27 protein-coding genes and 2 pseudogenes are annotated in these 25,616 nt (G+C 71.0%); 16 read left to right on the forward strand and 13 right to left on the reverse strand.

The annotated features are described in order from the left end of the window. Positions 1–15: 15 nt before the first annotated feature. Positions 16–390, reverse strand: a complete 375-nt coding sequence (locus ACFW9D_RS04200; protein WP_188335083.1) for an FKBP-type peptidyl-prolyl cis-trans isomerase — start codon at positions 388–390, stop codon at positions 16–18. A 208-nt stretch (positions 391–598) separates the two neighbouring features. Between ACFW9D_RS04200 and ACFW9D_RS04205 the strand changes: the two genes are divergently transcribed. Beyond that, positions 599–1,114: a GNAT family N-acetyltransferase gene (locus tag ACFW9D_RS04205; protein ID WP_384617533.1), complete on the forward strand. Its 516-nt coding sequence runs from the start codon at positions 599–601 to the stop codon at positions 1,112–1,114. Positions 1,115–1,367: 253 nt separating this feature from the next. Continuing rightward, positions 1,368–1,682, forward strand: coding sequence for an ANTAR domain-containing protein (locus ACFW9D_RS04210; protein ID WP_384617536.1), 315 nt, complete (start codon positions 1,368–1,370; stop codon positions 1,680–1,682). A gap of 90 nt (positions 1,683–1,772) precedes the next feature. Here the strand turns inward: ACFW9D_RS04210 and ACFW9D_RS04215 are convergent, their stop codons facing one another. After that, positions 1,773–2,573, reverse strand: coding sequence for an SDR family NAD(P)-dependent oxidoreductase (locus ACFW9D_RS04215; protein ID WP_384617539.1), 801 nt, complete (start codon positions 2,571–2,573; stop codon positions 1,773–1,775). Positions 2,574–2,640: 67 nt separating this feature from the next. Between ACFW9D_RS04215 and ACFW9D_RS04220 the strand changes: the two genes are divergently transcribed. Next, entirely contained in the window at positions 2,641–3,618 is a 978-nt protein-coding gene (locus tag ACFW9D_RS04220) for a LysR family transcriptional regulator (RefSeq protein ID WP_384617542.1), read from the forward strand. 26 nt (positions 3,619–3,644) lie between these two features. Here the strand turns inward: ACFW9D_RS04220 and ACFW9D_RS04225 are convergent, their stop codons facing one another. Further along, complete coding sequence (locus tag ACFW9D_RS04225) at positions 3,645–5,108, reverse strand: glycosyltransferase (protein ID WP_384617546.1); 1,464 nt, start codon at positions 5,106–5,108, stop codon at positions 3,645–3,647. 256 nt (positions 5,109–5,364) lie between these two features. Next, positions 5,365–6,273 carry a hypothetical protein gene (locus ACFW9D_RS04230; protein WP_384617549.1) on the reverse strand — a complete coding sequence of 303 codons (909 nt, stop codon included), beginning with the start codon at positions 6,271–6,273 and terminating at the stop codon, positions 5,365–5,367. Between the two features lie 168 nt (positions 6,274–6,441). Here ACFW9D_RS04230 and ACFW9D_RS04235 point away from each other — a divergent pair, with 168 nt between their 5' ends. The 3 genes from ACFW9D_RS04235 (at position 6,442) to ACFW9D_RS04245 (ending at position 8,966) form a co-directional block, all read left to right on the forward strand. Beyond that, positions 6,442–7,788: a phosphoribosyltransferase family protein gene (locus tag ACFW9D_RS04235; RefSeq protein ID WP_384617552.1), complete on the forward strand. Its 1,347-nt coding sequence runs from the start codon at positions 6,442–6,444 to the stop codon at positions 7,786–7,788. 188 nt (positions 7,789–7,976) lie between these two features. Next, positions 7,977–8,273 carry a hypothetical protein gene (locus tag ACFW9D_RS04240; protein WP_384617555.1) on the forward strand — a complete coding sequence of 99 codons (297 nt, stop codon included), beginning with the start codon at positions 7,977–7,979 and terminating at the stop codon, positions 8,271–8,273. A gap of 84 nt (positions 8,274–8,357) precedes the next feature. After that, the gene (locus tag ACFW9D_RS04245) at positions 8,358–8,966 is read left to right on the forward strand and encodes a hypothetical protein (RefSeq protein ID WP_384617558.1); all 609 of its coding nucleotides are present in this window, start codon (positions 8,358–8,360) and stop codon (positions 8,964–8,966) included. Between the two features lie 662 nt (positions 8,967–9,628). Here ACFW9D_RS04245 and ACFW9D_RS04250 read toward each other — a convergent pair. The 3 genes from ACFW9D_RS04250 to ACFW9D_RS04260 all read right to left on the reverse strand — a co-directional run bounded on the left by ACFW9D_RS04250 (position 9,629) and on the right by ACFW9D_RS04260 (position 13,014). Next, positions 9,629–10,612: a 1-phosphofructokinase family hexose kinase gene (locus ACFW9D_RS04250; protein ID WP_384617561.1), complete on the reverse strand. Its 984-nt coding sequence runs from the start codon at positions 10,610–10,612 to the stop codon at positions 9,629–9,631. Positions 10,613–10,978: 366 nt separating this feature from the next. Next, positions 10,979–11,563: a rhodanese-like domain-containing protein gene (locus ACFW9D_RS04255; protein WP_384617564.1), complete on the reverse strand. Its 585-nt coding sequence runs from the start codon at positions 11,561–11,563 to the stop codon at positions 10,979–10,981. Between the two features lie 62 nt (positions 11,564–11,625). After that, entirely contained in the window at positions 11,626–13,014 is a 1,389-nt protein-coding gene (locus tag ACFW9D_RS04260; RefSeq protein WP_384617567.1) for a rhodanese-like domain-containing protein, read from the reverse strand. Between the two features lie 270 nt (positions 13,015–13,284). On the opposite strand from ACFW9D_RS04260, the gene ACFW9D_RS04265 reads away from it, so the two are divergent. Both ACFW9D_RS04265 and ACFW9D_RS04270 read left to right on the forward strand, forming a co-directional pair. Beyond that, positions 13,285–13,548 carry a metal-sensitive transcriptional regulator gene (locus tag ACFW9D_RS04265; RefSeq protein WP_384617570.1) on the forward strand — a complete coding sequence of 88 codons (264 nt, stop codon included), beginning with the start codon at positions 13,285–13,287 and terminating at the stop codon, positions 13,546–13,548. Positions 13,549–13,766: 218 nt separating this feature from the next. Continuing rightward, a complete protein-coding gene (locus ACFW9D_RS04270) occupies positions 13,767–14,228 on the forward strand; it encodes a hemerythrin domain-containing protein (protein ID WP_188335038.1) in 462 nt (153 codons plus the stop codon). 225 nt (positions 14,229–14,453) lie between these two features. Here ACFW9D_RS04270 and ACFW9D_RS04275 read toward each other — a convergent pair whose 3' ends face one another. Continuing rightward, positions 14,454–14,921: a MarR family winged helix-turn-helix transcriptional regulator gene (locus ACFW9D_RS04275; RefSeq protein WP_384617573.1), complete on the reverse strand. Its 468-nt coding sequence runs from the start codon at positions 14,919–14,921 to the stop codon at positions 14,454–14,456. A gap of 31 nt (positions 14,922–14,952) precedes the next feature. Between ACFW9D_RS04275 and ACFW9D_RS04280 the strand changes: the two genes are divergently transcribed. Then, positions 14,953–16,020, forward strand: coding sequence for a GNAT family N-acetyltransferase (locus tag ACFW9D_RS04280; protein WP_384617576.1), 1,068 nt, complete (start codon positions 14,953–14,955; stop codon positions 16,018–16,020). A 45-nt stretch (positions 16,021–16,065) separates the two neighbouring features. Here the strand turns inward: ACFW9D_RS04280 and ACFW9D_RS04285 are convergent. Both ACFW9D_RS04285 and ACFW9D_RS04290 read right to left on the reverse strand, forming a co-directional pair. Further along, a pseudogene (locus tag ACFW9D_RS04285) lies at positions 16,066–16,452 on the reverse strand (hypothetical protein); the annotation flags it as partial. A gap of 56 nt (positions 16,453–16,508) precedes the next feature. Then, positions 16,509–17,153 carry a TetR/AcrR family transcriptional regulator gene (locus tag ACFW9D_RS04290; protein WP_384617579.1) on the reverse strand — a complete coding sequence of 215 codons (645 nt, stop codon included), beginning with the start codon at positions 17,151–17,153 and terminating at the stop codon, positions 16,509–16,511. 161 nt (positions 17,154–17,314) lie between these two features. Here ACFW9D_RS04290 and ACFW9D_RS04295 point away from each other — a divergent pair, with 161 nt between their 5' ends. The 3 genes from ACFW9D_RS04295 (at position 17,315) to ACFW9D_RS04305 (ending at position 18,838) form a co-directional block, all read left to right on the forward strand. Further along, a complete protein-coding gene (locus ACFW9D_RS04295) occupies positions 17,315–17,875 on the forward strand; it encodes a dihydrofolate reductase family protein (RefSeq protein ID WP_384617582.1) in 561 nt (186 codons plus the stop codon). 117 nt (positions 17,876–17,992) lie between these two features. Further along, positions 17,993–18,565, forward strand: coding sequence for a dihydrofolate reductase family protein (locus ACFW9D_RS04300; RefSeq protein WP_384617585.1), 573 nt, complete (start codon positions 17,993–17,995; stop codon positions 18,563–18,565). A gap of 60 nt (positions 18,566–18,625) precedes the next feature. Beyond that, positions 18,626–18,838, forward strand: a complete 213-nt coding sequence (locus tag ACFW9D_RS04305) for a DUF4287 domain-containing protein (RefSeq protein WP_384617588.1) — start codon at positions 18,626–18,628, stop codon at positions 18,836–18,838. 70 nt (positions 18,839–18,908) lie between these two features. Here the strand turns inward: ACFW9D_RS04305 and ACFW9D_RS04310 are convergent. Then, positions 18,909–19,091 (reverse strand): annotated as a pseudogene (locus tag ACFW9D_RS04310) (winged helix-turn-helix transcriptional regulator); the annotation flags it as partial. Positions 19,092–19,146: 55 nt separating this feature from the next. Here ACFW9D_RS04310 and ACFW9D_RS04315 point away from each other — a divergent pair. Both ACFW9D_RS04315 and ACFW9D_RS04320 read left to right on the forward strand, forming a co-directional pair. Next, complete coding sequence (locus ACFW9D_RS04315) at positions 19,147–20,076, forward strand: NAD(P)-dependent oxidoreductase (protein WP_384617591.1); 930 nt, start codon at positions 19,147–19,149, stop codon at positions 20,074–20,076. Between the two features lie 122 nt (positions 20,077–20,198). Next, positions 20,199–20,741 carry a hypothetical protein gene (locus ACFW9D_RS04320; RefSeq protein ID WP_384617593.1) on the forward strand — a complete coding sequence of 181 codons (543 nt, stop codon included), beginning with the start codon at positions 20,199–20,201 and terminating at the stop codon, positions 20,739–20,741. A 159-nt stretch (positions 20,742–20,900) separates the two neighbouring features. Here the strand turns inward: ACFW9D_RS04320 and ACFW9D_RS04325 are convergent, their stop codons facing one another. Both ACFW9D_RS04325 and ACFW9D_RS04330 read right to left on the reverse strand, forming a co-directional pair. Further along, positions 20,901–21,374 (reverse strand): tetratricopeptide repeat protein, encoded by a 474-nt coding sequence (locus tag ACFW9D_RS04325; protein WP_384617596.1) that lies wholly within the window; start codon positions 21,372–21,374, stop codon positions 20,901–20,903. Between the two features lie 127 nt (positions 21,375–21,501). After that, complete coding sequence (locus ACFW9D_RS04330; protein ID WP_188335028.1) at positions 21,502–21,879, reverse strand: nuclear transport factor 2 family protein; 378 nt, start codon at positions 21,877–21,879, stop codon at positions 21,502–21,504. A gap of 228 nt (positions 21,880–22,107) precedes the next feature. On the opposite strand from ACFW9D_RS04330, the gene ACFW9D_RS04335 reads away from it, so the two are divergent. After that, positions 22,108–22,548 carry an Lrp/AsnC family transcriptional regulator gene (locus ACFW9D_RS04335; protein ID WP_188335027.1) on the forward strand — a complete coding sequence of 147 codons (441 nt, stop codon included), beginning with the start codon at positions 22,108–22,110 and terminating at the stop codon, positions 22,546–22,548. Between the two features lie 42 nt (positions 22,549–22,590). After that, on the forward strand, positions 22,591–25,611 hold the full coding sequence (locus ACFW9D_RS04340; RefSeq protein WP_384617600.1) for an aminotransferase: 3,021 nt from the start codon (positions 22,591–22,593) through the stop codon (positions 25,609–25,611). Positions 25,612–25,616: the final 5 nt, after the last annotated feature.

Below are 25,616 nucleotides of genomic sequence, written 5' to 3' on the forward strand. Positions count from 1 at the left end.
GCGGCGGGCGAAGTGTCAGCTGACCGCGAGAAGGTCGATCACGAAGATCAGGGTCTCGCCCGGCTTGATGGCCGGAGACGGCGAGCGGTCGCCGTAGGCCAGGTGCGGTGGGATGACCAGCTTCCGGCGGCCACCGACCTTCATGCCGCGCACTCCCATGTCCCAGCCGGTGATGACCTGCTTGCCACCGAGAGTGAACTCGAAGGCCTGGCCCCGGTTCCACGAGGCGTCGAACTCCTCGCCGGTGGAGTGGGACACCCCCACGTACTGGACGGACACCGTCGACCCCTTGGTGGCCTCGGCCCCGTCGCCGACGACGACGTCCTCGATGTGCAGGTTGGGGGACGGCTGCCCCTGGGGGGTTTCGATCGTCGGTCGCTCAAGGGTCATGGCCCGCTCCTCGCTCTCGTCACCGGCCGATCCGCAACCGGCCGGCATGCCTGGGTGATCACTCTCCCACGCCGTCGACCAGGAGTGAGCCCTGGTTCGACGAGCTGCGGGACGGGCGCGGACGACCACGGGGAACCACCGCGCCCCAGTCGGCGGATCTGCCGCCGAGCGACCTGATCGTGACGGATGATCGACGAGGATCGTGGCCATGACCTATGTGATCGACGCCGCCTGCCGGAACGATGCCGAGTCGCTGGGGCCGCTACTGCTGCGAGCCTGGCTGGAGACGTACCCCCACCCGGAGGCGGGGATCGACGAGGACTGGATCCGCGAGCACCGCGGCTCGTCAGCCACCGCGGACGGCACCACTCGTTGGCGAGAGTTCATCGAGGCGGCGAACCAGCGACCGGACCTGCTGTTCTGCCGCGTGGTCCGCTCGGGCGGCGAGACCGTCGGCGTCCTGTGCGGCCGGCGAGGCGAGCAGGTGTCCCTGGGGCCCATGTACTTGCTGAACCAGGTGCAGGGGAGGGGACTGGGCGGCCGCTTGATGAGCGAGTTCCTCGCCTGGGCAGGAGACGTACCCATAGGCCTGTGGGTCACGGACTACAACGCCGGCGCGGTCCGCTTCTATCAGCGTCACGGCTTCAAGATCACGGGCGAGCGAGAGCTCTGGCGGGGAAGGCTGCCCAATGTCCGAATGGTCCGGCAGGCGGCGGCCCACTGAGTCTCCTGACGTCCGTACGCCGGAAGGCGTGCGCGCGGTCAGGGGCGGGCGGCGTGGTGGTCGCCGGTCACGACGGCATCCGCGTCGTGGTGGCTCCGGGCTGTGTGTTGGTCTCCATGGCCGGGAACCCACGCCAGCGGCTCGGGGACGACACCGATGGGTGTCCTTGCTCCGTGTGGATCAGGCGTTTGCGTCTCCCTGGCAGTGGGGTGACTGTGGAGTAGCCCGTCACCCCGCCGCTTGGAGGCATTCCATGTCGTCACCGCCCACCTCGCCCCTCGACGAGCGTGACGAGACGGAGGCGTTGCGCCGGGAGTGCGAGCATCTGCGGGCCGCGGTCGGCGCGCACGAGGCTGTCGATCAGGCGATCGGTGTGATCGTCGCCGTGGGGAGGGTCGAGCCCGCGGTGGCCTGGGACGTGCTGCGGGAGGTGTCGATGAACCGGAACAGGAAGCTGCGCCTGGTCGCGGACACCCTCGTCGCGTGGGCCAGTGGCCGCGGCGAGCTGCCGGACGACGTACGCCGGGAACTGCGCGTGCGGCTCGCGTCCGCGCTCCGGCCGACGTAGCAGCCGAGTCCGGAAGCTCCGGGTTCGGAATCTGATGACGCCTGCGGGGCCGACAGCGCTCGCTGCCGGCGGGCCCGCATCCGTGTCCCGTCAGCGCTTGCGCTTCCGGAGGGAGTTCCAGCTCGCGTCGGCCGTCCAGCCCCCGTCCACCGGCATGGCCACGCCGTTGACGAAGCCGCTGCGTGCCGGGTCCGACAGGAAGGCGACGGCCTGGGCGATGTCCTCGGGTGCGGCGAACCGCGCCATCGGGACCCGGTCGACGATGTCCTCGTCGGTGTAGCCGCCGGACGCCTGGTCCGCGGCGTCCATCTCGGTCTTGACCCAGCCAGGGCACACGGCGTTGACACGCACCCCGCGGCCGCCCCACTCCGCGGCCAGGGTCCGGGTCAGACCGATCAGGCCGTGCTTGCTCGCGTTGTACGCGGCCCGGTCCCCGACCCCGTGCAGTCCGGCGATCGAGGCGATGTTGACGATGGATCCGCCGCCCGCTTCGAGCATGAGCTTCCCCAGGGCCCGCGACAGGAGGAAGGGGCCGGTGAGGTTGACCTCCAGGACGCGTCGCCACTGTTCGGCGGTGGTGTCCTCGGCCGGGGTGAGCAGCGAGACACCCGCGTTGTTGACCAGTACGTCGACCCCGCCGAAGCGCTCCTGTACTTGCTCGGCGAGCCCGGCCACATAGGTCTCCGAGGCCACGTCGCCGACCACGGCGTACGCCTCCGCGCCCGTGGCGCGCACCGCCGCCAGCGTCTCCACCGGCTCCTTCAGATCGGCCAGTATCAGCGCGTACCCCTCGCGGGCCAGCACCTCGGCGACCCTACGGCCGATGCCCTGTGTCACACCGGTCACCACCGCGACCGGCACCCGTACGTCCTGCTGCGTGCTCTTGTCCATGGGCACAGCCTCACCCGCGCCGGGCATCATGGGAAGCGACGATCAAGAAAGTGAGCTTTCACGAATCATGAACGGCGTCGACCCCCGGCTGTTGCGGACCCTGCTCGCGGTGATGCGGCACGGGTCGATGAGCACCGCGGCGGCCGCACTGGGCTATGTCCCCTCGGCGGTGTCGCAGCACATCGCCCGGCTGGAGCAGCAGGTGGGGGCCGAGCTGCTCTCGCGCCGCCCGGGCGGCGGCGTGACCCCGACCGCCTCCGGGCGGGCCCTCGCCGACGCGGCCGCCCACGTCCTGGCCGCCACCGCGGACTTCCAGCGCCTGGCCGACGACATCGCACGGACCGGGGCGCCGGAGGTGAGCATCGGCGTGTACGCGACCGCGGCCGGACGCCTGCTCCCCACCGCGCTGGCCGAACTGCGCGGGGCCCATCCGGATGTCGTGCTGCACGTCACCGAGACCGAGCCGGTGCACGGTCTCCGCGGCCTGCGGACCGGAGAGGTCGATCTCCTGCTCGCCTACCGCTATCTCCCCGAAGACCCGCCCAGCGCCACCGACCTGCAGATCCGCGAACTCGGCAGAGAACCGCTGTGGCTCATGGCCGCACGCGGCACCGGCATCGCCACGCTCGACGACTGCCGCGAAGCCGACTGGGCCGCCGGACACCTGGGCACTCCCGACCGGCGCCTGCTCCAGCGCTGGGCCCACCGCACCGGCCTCGAACCAGCCGTGCGGTACGAGACGGACGACTACCACACCGCACTCGCACTGATCGCCCAAGGTCTGGCCGTCGGGCTCGTACCGGCCTCCGTCGTCCACGGTTGGCACGACCCGGCCCGGCCCCTCACCCGCGTCGAAGGCATCCCCGCACCCGACCGCCCCGAACGCGAGGTCCTCGCCGTCACCCGCCCACGCGCGTCCCACCCCGTCGTCGACGACCTGGCCGGCCTCCTGTCCGCCGCCGTCACGGCCATCTCGCAACAACCACAGGACGACATCGGGGGAGGCCGGAGGCGCCCGAACCGTGACGGCCGAGGGGCAGACTGACGCTTCCCGCCGTCCGCCGGACGCTCTCAGTCCGTGGTCGGCCGGTGCGGGGTCTTCTCCCAGCTGAACGGGGAGAACGCCACCTGGTGGGCGGCCCGCCACGCGGCGACCGACCACAGGAACGTGACGAGGGGGCTGAACACGGCGTGCCAGGGCGCCGCCAGTCCCGCCCGCCGGGCGGCGACGAAGGTGATGACGATCCACGCCACGATCGAGGCGACCTGGGCGGCCACGGCCGGCAACACCAGCCCGGCACCGGTCGAGGACCACACCGGACAGGTGAGGGCGAGCACCGTGAGGGCGCCCAGCACGGGTTGGAGCAGAGCGGTCACCGGCGCTGCGGCGACGATGCCGAGCAGTACGAGGACCCCGGTCGGGCCGAACCTGCGGAGGGTGCGGCCCGGGTGGCGGGTGTGGACCATGGTCGTGACCAGAAAACCCTTGTACCAGCGGGTGCGCTGGCGCACGTACGGGCCGACCGTGTCGAGGGCCTCCTCCCAGGTGACCGACTCGATGGTCTCCGTGCGGTAGCCCATCGCGGCGCAGCGCATGCCGAGGTCGGCGTCCTCGGTGACGTTCCACGCGTCCCAGCCGCCCAGCGCGCGCAGGGTGGCGGTGCGGAAGTGGTTGCTGGTGCCGCCGAGCGGGATCGGCAGCCGTAGCCGCTCAAGGCCGGGCAGGGCGAGGCCGAAGCGCAGGGCGTACTCCATCGCGAACTGCCTGGTCAGCCAGTTCCCGGTGGCGTTGCGGAACAGGAGTTGTGCCTGGACGCAGGCCGTCCGCTCACCACGGGCCGCGAACCGCGCTGCCACGCGCCGCAGTTGGGCGGGGTCGGGCCGGTCCTCGGCATCGAAGATCACCAGGAGTTCGCCGCGGGCCAGCATGAGGCCGAGGTTCACCGAGCGGGGTTTGGTCTGCGGGGGACCGGGCGGCAACTGGACGATGCGGACGAACGGCGGAGGATCCGCCGCGAGGACGGCCGCACGGGTGTCGGGGTCGTGCCGTTCCACCAGGATCAGCACCTCCAGCCGGTCCGGCGGGTAGTCCAGCGCGGCCAGGTGCCGGACCAGACCGCCGATCACTTCCGCCTCCCGGTAGGCGGGCACCAGCACGGTGTAGGACGGCAGTTCGGCGTCGGGGACCGGCGGGTCCGCCGCGGCCGCCCCGGGCCTGCGGTGCAGCAGACCGGCCGCCGCGACCACGGCCTGCAGCAGGCTGTAGACCGTCACCACTACGGTCAACAGCGCGAGGGCGAGCAGCGGTACGAACAGCACCAAGCCCACGACGGCGGTGACGGCGACCCCCAGGGCCACGACCTGCCACCGCGCGAAACCAGGCTTCGCCGCCAGGTCCGGACATCGCCGGGTGAACCCGTCCGCCATGGCATCGGCCACCACAGCCGAGTGCTCCTCCAGGAACCGGTCCTGCGCCCCGGCCTCCCGGCCCGCCAACGCCCCGGCCACGTCCACACCCGCGCGGACCGTCTCCACCGTGTTCACCTGTTCCCCCGAGCACACAAATGATCAAGGGGAGTGTAGCGACCCGCCGGATCGCGGAATGCCACAACAGCGGGTAGCGGTCGCGCCCTTCAGCGTTCGCCGAGCGCGTTCGCGTCGACAGTCCGGACGCTTCAAGATGATCGCTCTACCAGGGTGAGCGGGTGTCGCACCGCAACCGATTTCCTCCGCTGATGACCCGTCAAGCAGTAGAGGTGACGGTCATGCAGGGGATCGGCCGGCGCGTGGGTCAGGCGGAGCGGCACACCCACGCCAGCGCGGCACCCGGCGTCACGCAGGCCAGAAAGGCCGCCGTGTGGGTCGCGGTGCCGGTTCCCCAACCCAGGGCGGTCGGCAGCAGGAGGAGCAGGCCGAGGACGAGGATGCCGAAGGCGGGCAGGTGCACGGATGGGCTGTAGCGGCGTGCCGCGCTCGGCAATTCGTGGGAGAGGACACCCGTCAGGAGCGCCCCGGCGAACAGGACGGGGAAGATCGTGAGGATGAGGAGCCGGGTGCCGATCACCCCCGTGCCCCAGCGGCGGCCGTCCTCCAGTACCGGCGAGTCGGGGCGTGGGTCGCCGGGCGCGTAGTACACGTCGATGCTCGCGCCGGCCTTCGGCGGGTGGTAGCGGGTGTACATGCTCGGCACGGTCACCTCGCGTGGACCGTTGTCGTACGAGAGGCGCAGGACGAGGTCGGTCTCGAAGTACACGGGCTCGTCGGACGCGTAGTCTCCGCGGACCGGTTTTCCGGCGAGCCGCGCGATCGGGACGGTGTAGCGCTCGAATCGCGCCGCCTCCAGGCGCGCGGTCTCCCGCCCGTACTCCGGCGACACCATGAACCCGAGGTCGAAGCAGACCAGCGTGGCGAGCGGCACCAGCCAGGCGACCAGCCACACCGGCACGCGTCCGCCGGTCGGCGGCAACCCGGCGCGGCGCGGGGCGCGGCGGGACACCACGATCCAGGCGACGGCGAAGGCCATGCTCAGCGCGGTCAGAACCGCCTCGACGACCAGCGGCGGATACGGGCTGACGCCCCACAGCGCACAGCCCACCGCGCCCATGGCGCTGACCAGCATGCCCCAGCCCGTGAGCGTGGTCCACACGCTGCGCCGGTACGTGGGTCCGGCCCGCTCCGGCCTCTTCTCCAACTGAACCATGTCCGCCCCCTCCGTGCCCCCTGCACGTGTGCGGCCGGAAGCCTAGTGCCTCGTGACCGGGCGGGGTGGAGGTGCCGGGGCGGAGGCGTGCGTTCCGTCGATGGAGCGAGGATGGAGGTGGGGACATCTCCGTTCCCCGTGGGCCTGCTCACGGGAGGAGGCCGGATCGTGTTCTTCATAAATCGTCGTGACGCCGGCCGGCAGCTGGCCGCCCGGCTGGGACATCTGCAGGGCGCCGACGTGCTGGTGCTGGGGCTGCCACGTGGCGGGGTTCCGGTGGCCGCCGAGGTCGCCCGCGCGCTGGGCGCGCCGCTCGACGTCTGCCTGGTCCGCAAACTGGGGGTGCCGTTCCAGCCGGAGCTGGGCATGGGGGCGATCGGCGAGGGTGGCGTCCGCGTGATCAACGAGCAGGTGGTGCGTGGCGCGCGGGTCACTGCCGACGAGCTGGACCGGGTCGAGGCGCGCGAGAGGCAGGTGCTGGAGCGGCGGGCCCGGCGCTACCGGGGCGGGCGCCCACCGGTGTCCGTGGACGGCCGTACCGTGCTGGTGGTCGACGACGGGGTGGCCACGGGGTCGACGGCGCGTGCGGCGTGCCGGATCGCCCGTGCCGGAGGGGCGGCGCGGATCGTTCTGGCGGTTCCTGTGGCACCGCGCGACTGGACGGCTCGGCTGGGTGAGGACGCCGACGACTACGTCTGCCTGTACGCCCCGCGGGACTTCGATGCGGTCGGGCAGTTCTACGACGACTTCTCCCAGACGGAGGACGAGGAGGTGGTCGCGTGTCTGGCGGACGCGGGGGAGCAGAGGACCGATGCCGCGGCGAGCGATCCGCGTCCTGCCGGCCCGGCGGACCGGGAGACGGACGTGCACGCTGGATCCGTGCTGCTGCGCGGCCGGTTGACGGTGCCCTCGGGCGCGAGCGGGATCGTCATGTTCGCGCACGGGAGCGGCAGCGGCCGGCGCAGTCCGCGCAATCGGCTCGTCGCGGCCGGACTCAACACCGCGGGGATGGGCACCCTGCTGTTCGACCTCCTGACCGACGAGGAGGAGGCCGACCGGGCCAACGTCTTCGACACCGGTCTGCTCTCCCGGCGGCTAGCGGGAGCGACCGACTGGCTGCGCCGGCAACCCGAGGCCGAAGGACGCCCCGTCGGGTACTTCGGCGCCAGCACCGGTGCGGGTGCCGCACTGTGGGCGGCCGCCGAGCCCGGCGCCCGGGTGGCCGCGGTCGTCTCGCGGGGCGGCAGGCCCGACCTGGCCGGGCCACGCCTGGCGGACGTGAAGGCACCCACGCTGCTGATCGTCGGGGGACACGACCGGCACGTTCTCGCCCTCAACCGGGAGGCGCGGGCACGCATGCGCTGTGAGAGCGCGCTCGCGGTCGTCCCCGGCGCGACGCACCTCTTCGAGGAGCCCGGTGCTCTGGACCAGGTCACCGGTCTGGCCCGTGACTGGTTCACCGCCCACATGGCACCCGCCCGCCCTGCCGGCGCCGGGGGTTCCGAGGCCGAATGAGAGCCTGCCCTGCCCGGTCTCGCTCCGGCCGGGGCCGTCCGGCCTCCCGACCATGGGCCGGATGGCACGCGCCCCGCAGCAGGCGCCCAGGTCAGGATGAGGACAGGAGCAGCGAGGAGGCGGGTTCCGCCGCGACACAGGAGCGGAACCTGGCGGTACGGCATTCAGGAAGCGAGGCCGATGGCGTCATGGACCAGACATCTTGGACGACGAGAGGCGTTTTCACCGGGCAGGGAGGTGCCCGCACCGACGAGGCCGGGATCGTCAGCGGCGACCTGAGTGTGCGGACCACCTGGGACGGCACCCAGGCCGAGGTCAAGATCCAGTACACGGGCACCTCCGACTGGCACACCCTGACCGGCAGCCCGGTGCCGTGCCCGTCTCAGGAGGACAGCCGGGATCTGCACCAGGCGGTGGTGGAGGCTGTGCGGGCCGGCGGCGGCGCCACTGTGCCGCGACATGCGCGGCCGTGGGCACATTCCTGAGGGCCGGGGACCGGGAGGCGGCAGGGGACGGCCTGGACCTGACCGTCCGCGTTCGCCAGCTGACCCCACATCGGGAGGCGCGGCATGTCACGAATCGAGGTCCCGGGCGCCGAGCCCGCCCTGCCCACGGAGGAAACCCAGGGACGCGCCCTCCGCCTCCGGGTGCTGATGATCGCGCTGGTGTGCGGAGTCGTGGCCGCGGTCGCGCTGTGGCGGGCCGACGGACAGGCCCAGAGCCAACGTGCCGCGCATCTGCATCACGTCACCGCCGTCACGACCGCGGCGGCCGGGACCCTGCCCGAACCCGGTTCCCGCTACGGCGTGCAACCGCGCTCGGTCGTCCCCGCGCGATGGGAGCAGCCCGCGGGGGTGCCCCGCGCCGGGAAGATCGATGTCCCGCTCGGAACGGGCAAAGGTGCGACGGTGCCGCTCTGGGTCGACGACACGGGTGCACCTGCGCAGCCTCCGGGTACGGTCGCGGGGCGTGCGCTGGGAGCCCTCTCCGGCGGGGCGTTGGTGACGGCGACCGCCGGGCTGACCATGCTGGGCTGTCTGCGTCTGGCGCGTCGGCGTACGGAGCGACACCTGCTCGCCGCCTGGGAACGGGAGTGGGAGGAAGTGGAACCCGTCTGGTCCGGCAGGCCCCGGCGCGACTGCGGCCCGGACACCGGCGAGGACGGACGGGGCACGTGACACTCAGCCCACCTTCCGCAGCATCCTGGGCATCGTGAAGTCCGGGGCCGCGACGCCCCTGGCCGTCCACGCCGTCCGGCCGCTCGAGGGCGCGCCGACGTGATCTTCGAGCCGTCTGGGGTGACCTGCACCTGGACCACTAAAGCGACGGCGGGCACCGGAAGGCTTGGCTCTCGAATGCCGCACGCTGAACCGGGTACGCGGCGACATGGGACTGACGAACGTGCTCGTGATGCCTCCTTCTGCCGCACGCCCGGCGAGCCGCTCGATGCTGCGTTCACGGCCGTCCTCGTCGCGGCGGGCCTCGACTCGATCTCCGTCGCACCCGACAGTTTCGCGACTGTCAGACGCCACGTGGCGCGGGCCGAGAACGAGCTCCGCAGTCCTTCGGCCGGAAAGGAGTGACCATGCCCCGTAAGACACGCGGCCGCGCGGTCCGCCGGCAGGCGCCGCCGCACCGCCGCTCTCATACGCCGGCGGTCGGCAAGGTGCGGGGTGACCGGACCGGGACCTGCCCGCGTCCCGAGATGCCCATCCCCCCGGGCGAGCGTCCCGTACACACCATCCAGGTCCCCAAGTCTCTGCTGTGAACGCGGTGGATCCGCGTGCTCACGAACAGGGACGGAACCCGGATGCGGACGTGTCGAGTCTGCCGCTGACGGTCAGAGTCCCCTCGGACGTGGATCGCTGCGGAAGGTGAGGCTCACATCGGGGAGGAGAGACTCCGCGACGGCCATGTCGAACGGCTGCGTACCCGGAGTGAGCACGCTCGCGGCGGCCACCGCCACACCCAGAGCGCAGGCACGGACCGGATCGTCACCCGCGGCCATGCGCGTGACGATCGCCGCGACCATGCTGTCCCCGGCTCCGGCGTCGCTGAGCGGTGCCGCCGGCAGGGGCGGTACGCGCATCTCGGTGTGGCCTTCGCGGGTCGAACAGAGCGCGCCGAGCTCACCGATGGTGGTGACCGTGATGTCGGCGGAGCCCGCGGAGAGCAACTGCGTGTTGACCGCTCGGGCGTCGTCGAAGGTGCGCACCTCGCGACCGAGCAGGTAGGAGGCTTCCTTGCGACTGCAGCGGAAGAGGAAGACTCCCTCGGCCAGGCCCAGGCGCATCGCAGGCCCGGACGTGTCCAGAACCAGTCGGGCTCCGGCATCTTTGACCCTGCGGGCCACGGCTCCGTAGAAGTCTTCGGACAGGCCGCCGGGGAGGCTGCCGCTGGCCACGACGTAGCGCTCGGCACTCAGTGCCCCGGCCAGCGTGTCCAGGCATTGCCGGCTCTCGGCCTCGTCGAGCCGCGGTCCGGGCGGCACGATGTGGTGGCTGCGGCGCGTCTCGGTCTCGAGGAGAACGAGGGCCTCGCGGGTCTCGCCGCCGATCGGTATGGGAACGTGGTCGATTCCCTCCTCGTCCAGCAACCGGTCCAGGCGGCGGCCGAGTTCGCGGCCCGAGGTGTGCAGGGCGGTGGCCGCGCCGCCGAGACGGGTGATGCCGCGGGCGACGTTGATGCCCCCGCCTCCGGGGGAGACGGATCTGACCCGGGCGCGGTTCTTGCCCATGTCGGCGAGGCGGGGGACGTCCCAGCACATGTCGATCGTCGGGTTCATGGTCAGTGTGAGTACGCGCTCGGCCGAGGCGGGATTCATGGTGGGCTCCCCACATGCACGGCAGTGGCGTCACTTCGACGCTAACGCCGGTGGAAGACGCGCGCACGCCCATGTCGCGCCCGCGCCGGCGTCCGATGCGCCCCCTCAAACCGGTCCGCCAGATCACGTTGCCGTCGCGGGCATGACCGGTGCGGCTCCGGCCGCGAGCGCGAGGACGACGGCGGTCATGCCACCGAGCCGCCCTCGCCGTGTGCGCCGAAGACCGGGTGTCCAGCGACGGCCCACCGCTTCCGGCCGCCCTGACGAACCACGGCATGACGGGATCTTTCGGCGGTGCTCGTACGGGGATGGCGGGTCGGCCGCGACCGGTCGCCGCTGGTCAGGGGAAGGCGGCGAGGACCGTGATCACGTCTGGTTCCGCAAGGAGGCGATCACGGTGCGGACGTCGGTGCGCGGGCCGCGGTTGTAGGGCAGTTTGGAGAGCATCAGCCCCATGGCGCAGGTGTTGCTGAGGGCGGCGAAGGTCAGCCCGGCGCCGACCGCGGTGCCGATCAGGTGCACGCCCGGGACGAAGAAGCCCACAACGCCGGTGACCAGCACGATCGAGCCGGCGATGAGACGGACCTGGCGCTCCAGCTCCCAGCGCTGCTCACCGCGGTTGACCGGGGCGCCGGATGCCTCCCAGGCGGTCATGCCACCGTCTAGGACGCGCAGGTTCGGCAGACCGGCCTCGGCGAGCGCCCGCTCGGCCTGCGTGGCGCGGGCGCCGGAGCGGCAGACGAGCACCACGCTCTCGTCCAGGTGTCGGCGCAGCTCCGCACGGTGCTCACGCAGGGTGTCCAGGGGGACGTTGTAGGCGCCAGGAATGTGGCTGGTCCGGAACTCACCGGGCGTGCGCACGTCCAGCAGGCGCGGACTGTCACCGGTCTTGATCAGGTGCTGGAGGGCGGCGGGCGTGAAAGCTGCGGCGCGCGAGGCGTCGGTCGTCATGAGAACTGCTCCATGGAAGCGATACGGGAGGGACGGGTCGGCGAGGGGAGTGCGGGTCGGGGTCAGGCGGGCAGGGGCGTGTTCAGCAGGGCCCAGGCGGTGTAGCCGCCCAGGACATCGGAGACGTCGTCGAAGCCGTGGTGGCGCAGCAGGCTCGCCGCGATGGACGAGCGGTGACCGCCGGCGCAGTGCAGGACCAGCGGCCGGTCGCGGGGAATCTCCTCGAGACGGCCGGGCAGCTCGCCCAGGGAGATGTGCAGGGCGCCCTCGATGAAGCCGGCGTCACCGCGCTCGCCGCAGGTGCGGACGTCGACGACCACCGGCGGGTTCTCTCCCTCCAGTGCGGCGCGCAGCTGTGCGGCGGTCAGGCGGCCGGCCGGGGCGACCTCCTCGGCCATGGCGGCCAGGGCCTCGTCGGGGGAGTCCAGGTATCCGGCCGCGCGGTCGAAGCCGATCCGGGCGAGCCGCGTGACGATCTCCTCCTCACGGTCCTCGGGCGCCACGACCAGCAGTTCCGCGTCGTGCGGCAGCACGGTGCCGGCCTGCTCGGCGAAACGGCCGTCGGCGGGGACGTTGACCGCCCCGCGCACATGCCCGGCGGCGAACTCCTGGGGGTCACGCGCGTCGACGACCACTGCGCCCGCGGCACGGCGGGCCAGGAAGTCCGCGGCGTCCAGTGCCCGCGGTGCGCTCGCCGGGTCGAACAGCGCGCGCTCCCGGCGGTTGAGGTCCGCGTCGTAGGCGAAGTACCCGGGAGCCGCCGACTGCCCGGCGGTGACGATCGCGACGAAGTCCTTCTCGCTCATCGGCGCGCACGCGTAGTTCGTCGCGCGCTGCTCGCCGATCGTCGACTGCCGCTCGGTGGACAGGTTCTTGCCGCAGGAGGAGCCGGCGCCGTGCGCGGGGAACACGCGCACCTCGTCGGGCAGGCCCATCAGCTTGCGCTGCACACTGTCGTGCAGCATCGCGCCCAGCTCCTCGGCGGTCACCCCGGCCGAGGCCAGCAGATCCGGGCGGCCGACATCGCCGATGAACAGCGCGTCACCGGTCAGCACCCCGTACGGGACCGCGTCCTCGGCACGCTCGTACACGAGCACGCTGATCGACTCGGGGGTGTGCCCCGGGGTCTCCATGATCTTCAGCGTCACCTCGCCGAGGCTGATGGTGTCGCCTTCGGACAGCTCGCGTATCGCGTACTCGGTCTTGGCCCGCGCTCCATAGCCGATCCAGGCGCCGGTGCGGGAGGCCATCTCCAGGTGCCCGGCGACGAAGTCCGCGTGGAAGTGCGTGTTGATGACCCCCACCACGGTGAAGCCACGGGCCTCGGCGTCGCCGAGGTACTCCGACACGTCCCGGCGCGGGTCCACGACCACGGCCTGGCCGGTGGTCTCGTCAGCGATCATGTACGACGCCTGGGACAGGCACTCGAGGTAGTACTGCGAGAAGAACACGGATACCTCCGGAACTAGCTGCTCGGATACCCAGGGGGGTATGCCTGAGGGTGGGGGTGGCTCATACCGGCAGGCTGCTCGGCCCGCTGGTGGGCGTGATAGGGCGCGATGGGGCGTGATACCCCGGGGGGTATTACGTATTCGACGGTAAGAGGGGCGGGCTTCGCCTGTCAAATACCCCCTGGGGTATTAAGTGGCGGCGCGAGATCCTGGGCCATCGATACCCCTAGGGGTATAATGGGTGAGGAAGGGGGCGCGGAGGAGGATCGCATGCAAGTGGACGAAGAATCGGTGCAGCCCGTCCTGAACCGGCTGCGGCGCGCCCAAGGGCAACTGGCGGCCGTGATCGCGATGATCGAGGCGGGCCGCGACTGCAAGGATGTCGTGACGCAGCTCGCCGCGGTGTCCCGCGCGCTGGACCGGGCCGGATTCAAGATCGTCGCCAGCGGAATGCGCCAGTGCCTCTCGGGAGCCCCTGACGCGCCGCCCATGTCGCAGGAGGAGCTGGAGAAACTCTTCCTGGCCCTCGCGTAAGCGGCTCCAGGGCCGCGATGCACCGTCCACCAGGTGTTCCTGCGACGCCAACTGGACTACTCGGGCGCCGATTTGGTGCCGTACTTCACACCCTGAGTCGGGGCGGATCCGTGAAGTCCAGTGCCGCCGATGATCTTCGCGATTATGATTCCGGGCAGCGTCGCGTGCCGGTGGCGGACGATCGTCAGGCATGGAGGCGTCATACAGAGAGGCCAATTTTGTCGACTGACCGCGTCACTGCCTGGGGCAAGGAACTGCAACAGGTGCACGCGAAACTGCGCAAGGCGCTGGCGCTGGCGCGGGCGGGGCTGGACAACGGCGACCCCGCCGACGCCACCACCGACCTGCTGCTCTTCTGCCACGGATTCTGCGCCGCCCTGTCCGGCCACCACCGCGCCGAGGACGGCTCGCTCTTCCCCGAACTGCTGCGAGCGCGCCCGGACCTGGCGCCGGTGGTCGAGAAGCTGAGCCAGGACCACAACATGATCGAGCACCTCATCGGTGGACTGCAGAAGGCAGTTGCCGAGTCGACCGACCCGGAGGTGGCGCACAGCCACCTGGACGGCATCGAGGCGGTCATGGAGACGCACTTCAAGTACGAAGAGAAGCAACTGGGCGCGGTGCTCGACGGCATGGACGCCGATTTCGACCGCACCGCGATCTTCGGCCCGATCAGCTGATCCGCGCCGTGCCGGGGGCGGCGGCCCCCCGCCGGGCGGGGCCGGCGGGAGCCGAGACCCCCCCCCCCCCTCACACGCCCCCCGATCCCCCCCCCGCGCCCCCGCGGGCCCCGGCCCCCCCCGCCGCCGCCCACCGGGAATCAGCCGTAACCCCAGCCGCGCACCGGCGATGGCGGCCGTCTTGCCCGTCGGCGGCGTAGGTGTGGGACCGGCCGACGTCGAGCGTCAGCCCTCGACGTCCTCCAGCTTCTCAGCGATGCGTTCGAGCGCGTTGAGGTCCTCGGGCGCGAGCCGGTCGATGAAGTGACGTCGCACCGAGGCGACATGGGCCGGGGCGGCGTCCTCGAGCGTCTCCAGGCCGTGATCCGTGAGAACGAGGAAACAGCCTCTGCCGTCCGCCGGGTCGGGTGCGCGGCGCAGGAGGCCGCGCGCTTCCATCCTGGTTGCGTGCCGGGAGAGCCGGCTGCGCGACCACCGCATCTTGGCGGCCTGCTCGTGGAGGGTGCTGGTGTGGTCGGGCCGCTTCGACAACGTGCTGAGCACCTCGTAGTCGGGCTCGGAAAGCCCGACCGCGCCCAGGTCACGTGCCGTGGCGGCCTGCACGGCGACCGTCACACGCCGGTAGGCCCGCCAAGCCCGCTCTTCGTCCGGGTTCAGCCAGCGCACATTCTCAGCCGAGGACTTCTTTGACATGTAATCAATCTACCGGCTACTTTTCCTTTCCATGTCAACGAAAACGGTGCGTGTCCTTGTCCTGGTGTGCAGCACCCGACCCGGCGCCCTCGGCCCGGCGGTCGGCACGTGGTTGACCGACGCGATCGCGCCCCGCGCCGGGGAACTCGACGTCGAACTCGTGCCCGTGACCCTCGGCGACCTCGGCCTGCCCTTCCTGGATGAAGAGGAGCACGCGTCCTCGGGCGTCTACGCGCACGAACACACCAGGCGATGGAGTGCGCTCGTGGACGCCGCGGACGGCTTCATCGTGGTGACGCCGGAGTACAACTACGGGATGCCGGCGACCCTCAAGAACGCCCTCGACTACCTGAGTCGCGAGTGGGCATGGAAGCCGATCGGCTTCGTCAGCTACGGGAACACATCCGCGGGCACGCGCTCGGTCCAGCACGCCAAGCAAGTGGTGACCACACTGCGCCTGGTGCCGTTGGGGCGCACGGTCGCGCTACGCATCAGCGAAGCGGTCGAGGACGGACAGGTCCGCCCGAGCGCCGCTCTGACCAGGGCCGCTGTCGGTGTCCTGGACGAATTGGTCCGCGTGGCCCACGCCCTGCGTCCGATGCGCGAAGCGGCACGCCCCGGCCTGTCTCCCGGCCCGCTGCCCGGTTCCTATCTGAGGCCGCTGACCCCGGAGGACGCTCCCGAGGTAACGGTGCTGCAGCGGTGCTGCTGGGTGGACGAGGCCCTCGCCAACGAGACCCTGGCCATCCCGGCCCTGCACGAGTCGCCGGAGCAGACGGGGGAGTGGCTGCAGACCTGGCATGCCGTGGGGCTCTGGCGCGACGGACGGCTGCTCGGCATGGTGCGGGGACGGCGTGTCGACAGCGACTGGCACGTAGGCCGGCTCGCCGTCGTACCGGACCTGCGGGGTCAGGGGCTGGGCCGCTGGCTGTTGCGCACCGCCGAAGCCGCGGCAGAGCCGGACTGCCGCCGCATCGTGCTGCACACGGGCGTGCGCAGCCGGCAGAACATCGCCCTCTACCAGGGCGAGGGATACCGGTCCGCGTCACTCACCGTCGACGACGGAACCGTCCGTCTCACCAAGGACGCGATTGCGTAGAAGCGCGGCCTGCCGGCCCTGACAGGCCGGTCTCGCGGGCTGGTTGATGTCCCGGCCGGTATCGGGGTGGGTGAACCGGACTGGTTTGCCCAACGATGCGGCGTAGGCGATTTCGGCTCGAGTGCTGTCCCCGATGTGGTCGCCGACGACGAGGACCTCGTCGGCGAGCCGGATCTTCGCACGGCGCAGTTCGCCGAGTCGGGCCTTCAGTGCCTCGGCCTCGACGGGGTCGGACGCGAGCTCGCGCGGCGACTTCATGTCGCACCCCGGCTTGACGACGATCCTTCCGGCTTTCGTCTCCCGCAGATCGGCCTCCGCCATCTCGGCCATGAAGCGGGTGGAGCCGCAGATCGCGACGATACGGGGGAGGTTCAGCAGCTTCTTCGCATCGGTGAGTCGGTCCTCAGGAGTGAGCGGTTGTGGTTCCGGCACGGGATCCTCCCGAGGGCTGTGGGGCGGGGCGCGGGTGTTGAGGGTGCCTGGTGGTGTCAGATGCCGCGTTCGATCATGTCGATGACGTGCTGGCCCGCGTCGTAGGCCTGGGTGGGGTGGAGGCCGCGCAGGGGGCCGTCGATGAGGAGGACGGCGATTCCGTGGACGGCGGACCAGGCGAGGAACTCGGCGCCTGGGCGCCGGTCCTCGGGCAGGAGTCCGGCGTCCACGAGGCCGTCGAGGGCGTCGCCGAGCAGCTCGAAGGGGGTCTTGCCGGTGGCGCCCGCGGCGGTGTCGGCGGCGGCGTCGGTCATGTCGCCGGGGACGTGGAAGGCCGTGCGGAACAGGCCGGGTTCCTCCTGGGCGTAGCGGAGGTAGCCGGTGCCGACGGCGCGGAAGCGGGCCCGAGCGCCGGCCGCCGGGTCCTCGGTCGGCGGCACGGCTGCCTGCTCTGCCTCCATGGTGTGGGCGACCTGGGCCATGGCTGCCTGGGAGACGGCGTGCAACAGGGCTCCGCGGTCGGCGAAGTGGCGGTAGGCGGCGTTGGGGGCGACGCCGGCCTGTCGGGTGGCGGCGCGCAGCACGACGGCCTCCGGGCCGCCCTGGCGGGCGAGTTCGACGGCGGCCTCGATGAGCGCGTTGCGCAGGTTGCCGTGGCGGTAAGTGTCCCTTTTGGGCTTGTCTTCGTTGGCTGCCGCCATGGCCGCCACCTCCAATGTGGACAGCATCCACTTAAGTCGTCTAGGCTCCTGCTTGATCACTCGGGGGGCGCGGATCACCGCGCTCCCCGAATGTGGACATCGTACACAAGGGGCGGTCGTCGGCCGGCCCGACACATGTCGCCAAAGGGGGATCGCTGCTCATGGGCAAGATCACGCACTTCGTGCACCAGTCGCTGGACGGCTTCATCGAGGGCCCGAACGGGGAGTTCGACTGGCCGCGGATGGACGGGGAGCTGTCCGCCTACTCGCAGGCACTCACCGACAGCGCCGACATGTTCCTGTACGGCCGCAGGGTGTGGGACATGATGTCCGGCTTCTGGCCCCGCGCCGAGGAGTTCTCCACCCACGAGCACGACCTCGCCTTCGCGCCCGTATGGCGCAAGGCGTCGAAGGTGGTCGTCTCCTCGACACTGACCGAGGCCGACTGGAACACGCGCGTCATCAACACCGACGTCATCGAGCAGCTGACCGACCTCAAGAACAGCGGAGCGCACCTGCTGCTGTTCGGCGGCTCCACCCTGGCCGGCCACCTCACCGAACACGGGCTGATCGACGAGTACCAGATCTTCGTCCACCCCGTGGTGCTCGGCGGCGGCAAGCCCGTCTTCACCACCCCGCAGCAGCGCATCGACCTGACCCTGGCCGAGACCAGGACCTTCGACTCCCAGGTCGTCCTGCTCCGCCACGAACGCACCCGCTAGGTCGTCTCGCGCAAGCGGCCCGGCGGGTGGGCGGCGACCGACGATTTTTCCCGCGCTCAGCAGTCAACAGTCAGCGAACCATACGTACTCAGGCACGAGATACCGAGGAATCCCAAGATGCGTACTCTGATCAGCACCGCGTTCATCTCGCTCGACGGCGTCGTCGAGGGCCCCGGCGGCGAGCCCGGTTACCGGAACTCCGGCTGGACCTTCAAGGACATCGAGTTCCTCCCCGAGGCGTTCGACATCAAGGGCCGGGAGCAGCAGGAAGCCACCGCGATACTTCTGGGCCGCACCAGCTACGAAGCCTTCAGCCCGGTGTGGCCGGGCATGGCGGACTTCGCCGACTACAAGGTGATGCCGAAGTACGTCGTCTCCAGCAAGCTCACCGAGGACGACCTGGTCACCAACTGGGGCGAGACCACGATCCTGCGCTCCCTCGACGAGGTCGCCGCGCTGAAGGAGACCGAGGGCGGCCCGATCATCGTCCACGGCAGCGCCGCCCTCAACCAGAGCCTCTCGGACGCCGGCCTGATCGACCGCTACCACCTGCTCGTCTTCCCGCTGCTCCTCGGCGCGGGCAAGCGACTGTTCAGCACCACGGACAAGGACACCCAGAAGCTGAAGCTGGTCGAGCACGAGGCCTACGCCAACGGCCTGCAGAAGAACGTCTTCGACGTCGTCCGCTGACCACTCCCGAACCGCCACTGCTTCACCGGCAGCACACATCTGGAAGGACGGAAGCCCGACATGACCACCGCAGTCAAAGGCCCTGCCAGCTACTTCCCTTCGATCGAGAAGAAGTACGGTCGTCCGATCGCCGAATGGAAGAGCCTCATCCAGGCCTCGCCCCTGACCAAACACATGGAACTGGTCAGCTGGCTCAAGGCCGACCACGGCCTGGGCCACGGCCACGCCAACGCCCTGGTCGCCCACACCCTCGCCGAGGCGCGCGGCAACTGAACCTCCGGTGGTTCAGGGGTATGGGGACGTGGCTCCCTTGCTCCGCGCGGGCGAGGACCTGCCCCCGTTCTCACGCGGCTTCGACGGGGACCTTCTCCGCTCCGATGCGCTGGATACGTTCCCGGCCCCACTCGGCCAGAGTCTCCAGGGCGGTGTTGAGGGTGACTCCGTGTTCCGTCAGGGAGTACTCGACCTTGGGCGGCACGACGGGGTACACCTCGCGGTGCACGAGGCCGTCCTCCTTCATTTTCCGGTGAGTACTGCACTAATTAGTCCGTACTGTTCAACTCTACTGGCCCAGAAGAGGATTGAGGCATCAACGGAACCTTCCGCGTACGACCTCAAGGAGCAGTGACATGCACGAGACCCACGCAACCGACGTGAGCATCCTCGGACTCGGCGCGATGGGCAGTGCGCTGGCCGAGGCGCTGGTGAAGGCGGGAGTACGGACCACGGTCTGGAACCGCTCGGCGGGCAAGGCGGAAGAGCTCGTCGCCCGGGGAGCGACCGAGGCCGGCTCCGCCGCCGAGGCGGTCCAGGCCAGTCCGCTGGTCGTCGTCTGCCTCTTCGATCACGCCTCGGTGCACGAGGTGCTCGATCCGCTCGTCGACGACCTGGCCGGGAGGACGCTGGTCAACCTGACCACCACCAAGCCCGAACAGGCGAGGCAGTCGGCCGTCTGGGCGGCCGAGGCGCGGATCGCCTACCTGGAGGGCGGCATCATGGCGGTGCCCTCCATGATCGGGCAGCCGGGCGCCTCGATCCTGTACAGCGGTTCGGAAGACGTGTTCCGTCAGCACACGGCGCTGTTCGACCACTGGGCGGCAAGCACCTACTACGGCGAGGACGCGGGGCTCGCGTCGCTCTACGACTTCGCGCTGCTCTCGGCGATGTACGTGATGTTCGCGGGCTTCATGCAGGGCGCGGCCATGCTGGCACCGGCGGGCGTGCCGGCAAGCCGGTTCGCGGAGATGGCGGTGCCGTGGCTGACCGCGATGACCGGCGAACTCGCCGGCTTCGCCAAGGTGATCGACGGCGGCGACTACACGGTCCCTGGGCAGCAGAGCCTGACGTTCTCCGACCTCGGCCTGTTCCTGGAGGCGATCGCCGAGCAGGGGGTGAGCGCCGAACCGCTCGCCATGGTCCAGCGCCTCATCCGGCAGCAGGTGGACGCGGGCCACGGGACGGAGGGCTTCGCCCGCATCATCGAGAGTCTCAAAGCACCGGAGAGTGAGTGATCGCGCCGGCAGAGCGGTCCCCGTTCTCCCTGTCCTCCTGATGAACCGCGCCTGAATGCGCGACTCTTGGCGCATGGAGGACGTGAGAGTGTGCGAAGAGGCGAGCGGGCGGCCAGGTGCACATGAATGACACCGTCGCTGTGGCGCTGGTGACCGGGGGATCCACACTCGTGGCGGCGGTCGTGTCCAGTTGGCTCGCCCTGCGAGCAGCCGGCCGACAGGCGCAGACGCAGCGGCTCCAGGCGAGCGAGGAGCGGCTCGAGGCCCGCGCCATGGCGCAGCGGGGGATCCGCCGCGAGGTCTACCGAAAGTTCCTGGAGCAGGCGTCAGAGACTCGACGACTGGTCTTCGCACTGCGGACCTCGGCCGACCTCGACCAGGCCGAGTTCGACGCCGCGGCTGGTCAGGCGCGCGAGGCGATCCGGGAACTGGCGGCAGTCGAACCATTGATCATGCTGGAGGGTCCCGAGCCCGTGATCGACGCGGCCGAGAAGGTCGTCGCTGCCCTGCGTCATGAACACAGTGCGGCCCGGGCGCTCTACCTGGACCGACGGCCCGGCCCGTGGCAGAACTACGAAGAGGCGCAGGCTCAGCGCATTCAGGCTCTTCGAGATCTCTGGACCACGGCTCGCAAGGCGCTCGGCAGCGACATCAGCACCGCGTGAGGCGGCGGGTGCCGGATCGGCATTCGGAACCACGCTCCGACGGGCACCCGCGCCCTCCGGTACGGCATGTCACGCGGTGACTGCCGTGCCCGGCGGACTCCGCGCCTGTGGTGACCAGGCGGGGCGCACGAGCCATGTGGCGGTGCGGCTCCGCTGTGACTACTCGGTGTTCCGGCCGCCGCCGTCCGCTTCCTCCCGCCAACGGACTGCGGCACGGCGGGACATCACGGTGTCGATGTAGTCGGCTCCGTGCACTCGCTCCATGTCGAGTGCCAGCCGTTCGAACGCCTCGGCGGCCCCGGCCGCATCTCCCGCTCTGCCGCGGAGGTTGGCGAGGTTGTGGCGGGTGGTGAGGACCTGAGGGTGGTCCTCGCCCAGCGCCCGTACCCGCTCCGCGAGCAGTCGCTCGGAGAGGTCCACGGCGCCGGCCAGGTCCCCGGTCTCGCTCAGGTAGTGAGCCTGGTGCCGGAGTGCCACCGTGTCGGGGTGCTCCTCGCGCAGCGTCCGATCCCGCATGTCGAGTTCCTTCTCGGCCTGCGCGAAGGGGTCGCCCAGCGCTCTTCTCATCCGCACCGCACCGAACGCGGCCCCGACCGCGACGACGGTCCCCGCGATCACCCATCTCAACGACACGTCAGGCACGCCTCCTTCGCTCCACAACGTCAGGCCGGCGCCGATCGCCGGGCGCCGGCCGTGGCGACCTGCCACCTCCATGGACGACCGGACGGCCCGCGTCAGTTGCGCCGGGCCACAGCAGAGGTCAGGACGCGGACGGCTCGATGTCGCCCGCGAAGACGATGACCTGGTCGATCAGGCTGCGCCGCAGATGGACGACGTCCGTTCCCGCCAGGCGGGGGCCTCCGTCCGGTGTGGTGAAGACCCACTGGTACCGGGCCCACTCGTCCGGCATGTCCACCGCCGAGCAGCGCACCATCTTGCCGGTGCCCGCCGGGTGGCGCCGGATGTCCAGTACGAACCGCTCGACCGCGGCGATTCCTTCGCTGCGCCCCAAGGGCCCCCAGAAGACCACGTCCGTGGTCAGGGCCTGGGAGAGGAGGGCGGTCACGGAGCTGTCGTCCGAGGCGTTGAACGCGGAGATGAATGTGTCGATCGCGGAGCGTGCCGTCTCTTCCTGCATGACCCAGTAATACCAGTCGTCGCGCGCCCGACCGCGCCGAACGATCCGCGCACTCCGAGGCTGCCGGCGTACCTGGTGACGCGGCGGCCGGTCCGGGGATCACGCATCGCGGACCATGTGGACGCTCGATTCTGAAGCGTGAACCGTTGAATCGAGCGTGTGGATCTGCCAGCATGCGTGAGACAGGTGAAGGACTCCTGTTTCGGGCAAGACGGAGAGGGGCGCTTCATGGACGACATCGACCGGGCCATCCTGCGAGAACTGCAGATCGACGGCCGGATCCCCTACGCCGAGCTGGGACCCAAAGTGGGCCTGTCCCCGTCGGCGGCCCGGCACCGGCTGCAGCGGCTGATCGACACCAGGGCGGTCCAGGTCGTCGGTGTGACCGACCCGATGACCATGGGCCAGCAGACGATGGCGCTCCTCGGCCTGCGCATCGGCGGCGACTCCCGCGCCGTGGCCGACGAGCTCTCCCGGCACGAGGAGGTCGTCTACACGGTGCTGACCTCCGGACGCTACGACCTGTTCGCCGAGGTCGTCTGCTCCCGGCCGCAGGACCTCCTGGACTTCATCAACGACGTCGTACGGACCGTCGACGGCGTGGCGTCCGTGGAGAGCTTCCCCTACTTCGCCATCCACACCCACCGGTTCATGTGGGACGTCGACTAGCGGAGTCCGGGGCCCGGCCGCACCCCCCGCCGCGATCCGCACATGTCTCTCTCCCGCGCGCCGAAGGCGCACCCGTACCCCGAACCGCCGAGGAACTTCCGCATGCCGCCGCACGACGAGCACCGCACCATCGACTTCTTCGCCCAGGAGGCGCTCCCCGTACCGCAGTTGAGCGAGACGCAGGCCGAGCACGTCGCCGCCCGCATGGTGGGCGAAGGAGTGCGCGCCGAGGCGCTGGGGAGCCAGCAGGACGCCAACTTCCTGCTGAGCGGCGAGGACGGGACCGCCATCGGGATCCTGAAGATTGCCAACCCCGCCTTCGGCAGGACGGAGATCGAGGCCCAGGACGCGGCCGCCGACCTCATAGCCGCGACCCACCCCGACCTGCGCGTCGCCACGGTCCTGCGCCGCGCGGACGGCTCCCCGCTCCACGAGACCGTGGACACCGAGAGCGGGCCGGCCGTCGCACGGCTGCTGCGGTATCTGCCCGGAGGCTCGCTGTCGGGGCCGCGGCACCTGTCGCCGAGCACGGTGGCGGCCATGGGAACCGTCGCAGCACGGGTCAGCACCTCCTTGCGCGACTTCCGGCACCCGGGCATCGAGCGCGTGCTCCAGTGGGACCCGCGACACGGCGACCGCGTCGTGAACGCACTCGCCCGGTACATCGACGAACAGGAGCGGCGCGAGGCCGTCCTGGCCGCGACGGCTGAGGCCTGGGCGAGCGTCCGACACGTCGCCGACCGGCTGCCCACGCAGGCCGTCCACCTCGACCTCACCGACGACAACCTCATCCGCACACCGGACAACCGCCTGCCCCTGCCCGACGGAGTCATCGACTTCGGCGACCTGACCGAGACGTGGGCGGTCGGCGAACTCGCCGTATGCCTCTCGTCGATGCTGCACCACGACGGATTCGAGCCGCACCGGGTGCTCCCCGCCGTGCGGGCCTTCCACGCCGTACGGCCACTGGCGGCCGAAGAGGCGGAGGCGTTGTGGCCCCTCGTGGTGGTGCGGGCCGCCGTACTGGTCGCGAGCGGGCGCCAGCAGACCGCCGTGGACGAGGACAACCACTACGCCCGGTCCGCGCTGGAGCGCGAATGGGCCATGTTCGAGCAGGCGACCCGTCTGCCGCTGCCGGTGATGACCCACCTGGTCAAGGAGGCGATCGGCCTGGCCGACACTCCCGCCACCATCGAGGCGCCCGCCTGCCCCCTGCTGCGCGACATCGCCGGCGCCGACATCGCCCTCCTCGACCTGTCCACCGATGCCGACAGCATGGACCGCGGAGCCTGGTGCGAACCCGGGATCGACGACCGGGTGGCCGCCTCCGCGCTCGCCGGGGGCGCCGCTGCCGCCGTGACCCGGTACGCCGGGCCGAGCCTCGCGCAGACACCACCCCTGTCGGCGGACTCGCCGGCCACCGTGCCGACCGGCCTCGACCTGTGGCTCGCCGGCCCCGCGGTGATGCAGGTCCCGACGGAGGGACAGGTCCTGGCGGCGGCACCGGGACACGTCACCCTCACCTACGGCGCCCGCGAGCTGACCCTCTCCTTCCCCGACTCCGTGCAGCCGCTCGTCACCACCGGCTCGATCGTCCCGGCCGGCGTCGAACTCGCCCGCTTCACGACCGACACGAGGATCCACGTCGCACTCGCCCACGCCGGCGCCCCGGCCGTCCCGCCCCGGGTCCGCCCCGAGTACGCCGCGGGCTGGCTCCCTCTCACCGCGGACCCCGCTCCGATCCTGGGTCTCGCGGCCACCGACCGCGGCGAGGACCCCGACCTGCTGGAGCGGCGGGACGCCGTCTTCGCGACCGTGCAGGGGCACTACTACGCCGATCCGCCGCGCTTCGAGCGAGGCTGGCGCCACCACCTGCTCTCCACCGAAGGCCGTTCCTACCTGGACATCATCAACAACGTGACCCCGCTCGGCCACGCGCACCCCCGCGTCGAGCAGACCGTCGCCCGGCAACTGCGGCGGCTCAACACCAACTCACGCTTCCACTACGCGTCCGTGGTGGAGTTCACCGAGCGCCTCGCCGAGCTGCTGCCCCAGCCGCTGGACACCGTCTTCCTGGTCAACTCCGGGTCGGAGGCGGTCGACCTGGGGATCCGACTCGCGATCGGAGCCACCGGCCGGCCGGACGTCCTTGCCCTGCGCGAGGCGTACCACGGCTGGACCTACGCCTCCGACGCGGTCTCCACCTCGCTCCAGGACAATCCCAACGCCCTCGCCACCCGGCCGGAGTGGGTGCACACGGCGGACGCACCCAACTCCTACCGCGGCCGGCACCGCGGGGCGGACGCGGCGCGTTACGCCCCCGAGGCCGTCGCGGAGATCGATCGGCTGGCCGCCTCCGGCCGCGCCCCGGGCGCCTTCCTCAGCGAGACGTACTACGGCAACGCGGGAGGCGTGGCCCTGCCCGACGGCTACCTCGCGCAGGTCTACGCCGCCGTCCGCCGCCACGGCGGTCTCGCGGTCGCCGACGAGGTGCAGGTGGGCTACGGGCGCCTCGGTCACTGGTTCTGGGGCTTCGAACAGCAGGGGGTCGTCCCGGACATCGTCTGCGTGGCCAAGGCCATGGGCAACGGCCACCCGCTCGGCGCCGTGATCACCTCGAAGGAAGTGGCCGAACGCTACCGTGACCAGGGCTACTTCTTCTCCTCCACGGGAGGCAGCCCGGTCTCCAGCATCGTCGGCCGCACCGTCCTGGACACCCTGCGCGACGAGGACCTCCAGGGCAACGCGGTCCGCGTCGGCGGCCATCTGAAGGAGCGCCTGGAGGCGCTGGCCGCCCGCTGCGACCTCATCGGCGCCGTCCACGGATCCGGCCTCTACCTCGGCCTCGAACTGGTCCGCGACCGCGTCACGTTGGAACCCGCCACCGAGGAGACCGCCGAGCTGTGCGAGCGCATGCTCGACCTCGGCGTCATCGTCCAGCCGACCGGCGACCACCTGAACATCCTGAAGATCAAACCGCCCCTGTGCATCGACACCGCCGCGGCCGACTTCTTCGCCGACATGCTCGACCGCGCCCTCCGCGGACTCGGCCACAGCCGCTGACGTGA

Origin of the sequence: Streptomyces sp. NPDC059524 (assembly GCF_042749255.1) — a bacterium.
GTDB classification, from domain to species: Bacteria; Actinomycetota; Actinomycetes; order Streptomycetales; family Streptomycetaceae; genus Streptomyces; species Streptomyces xanthii.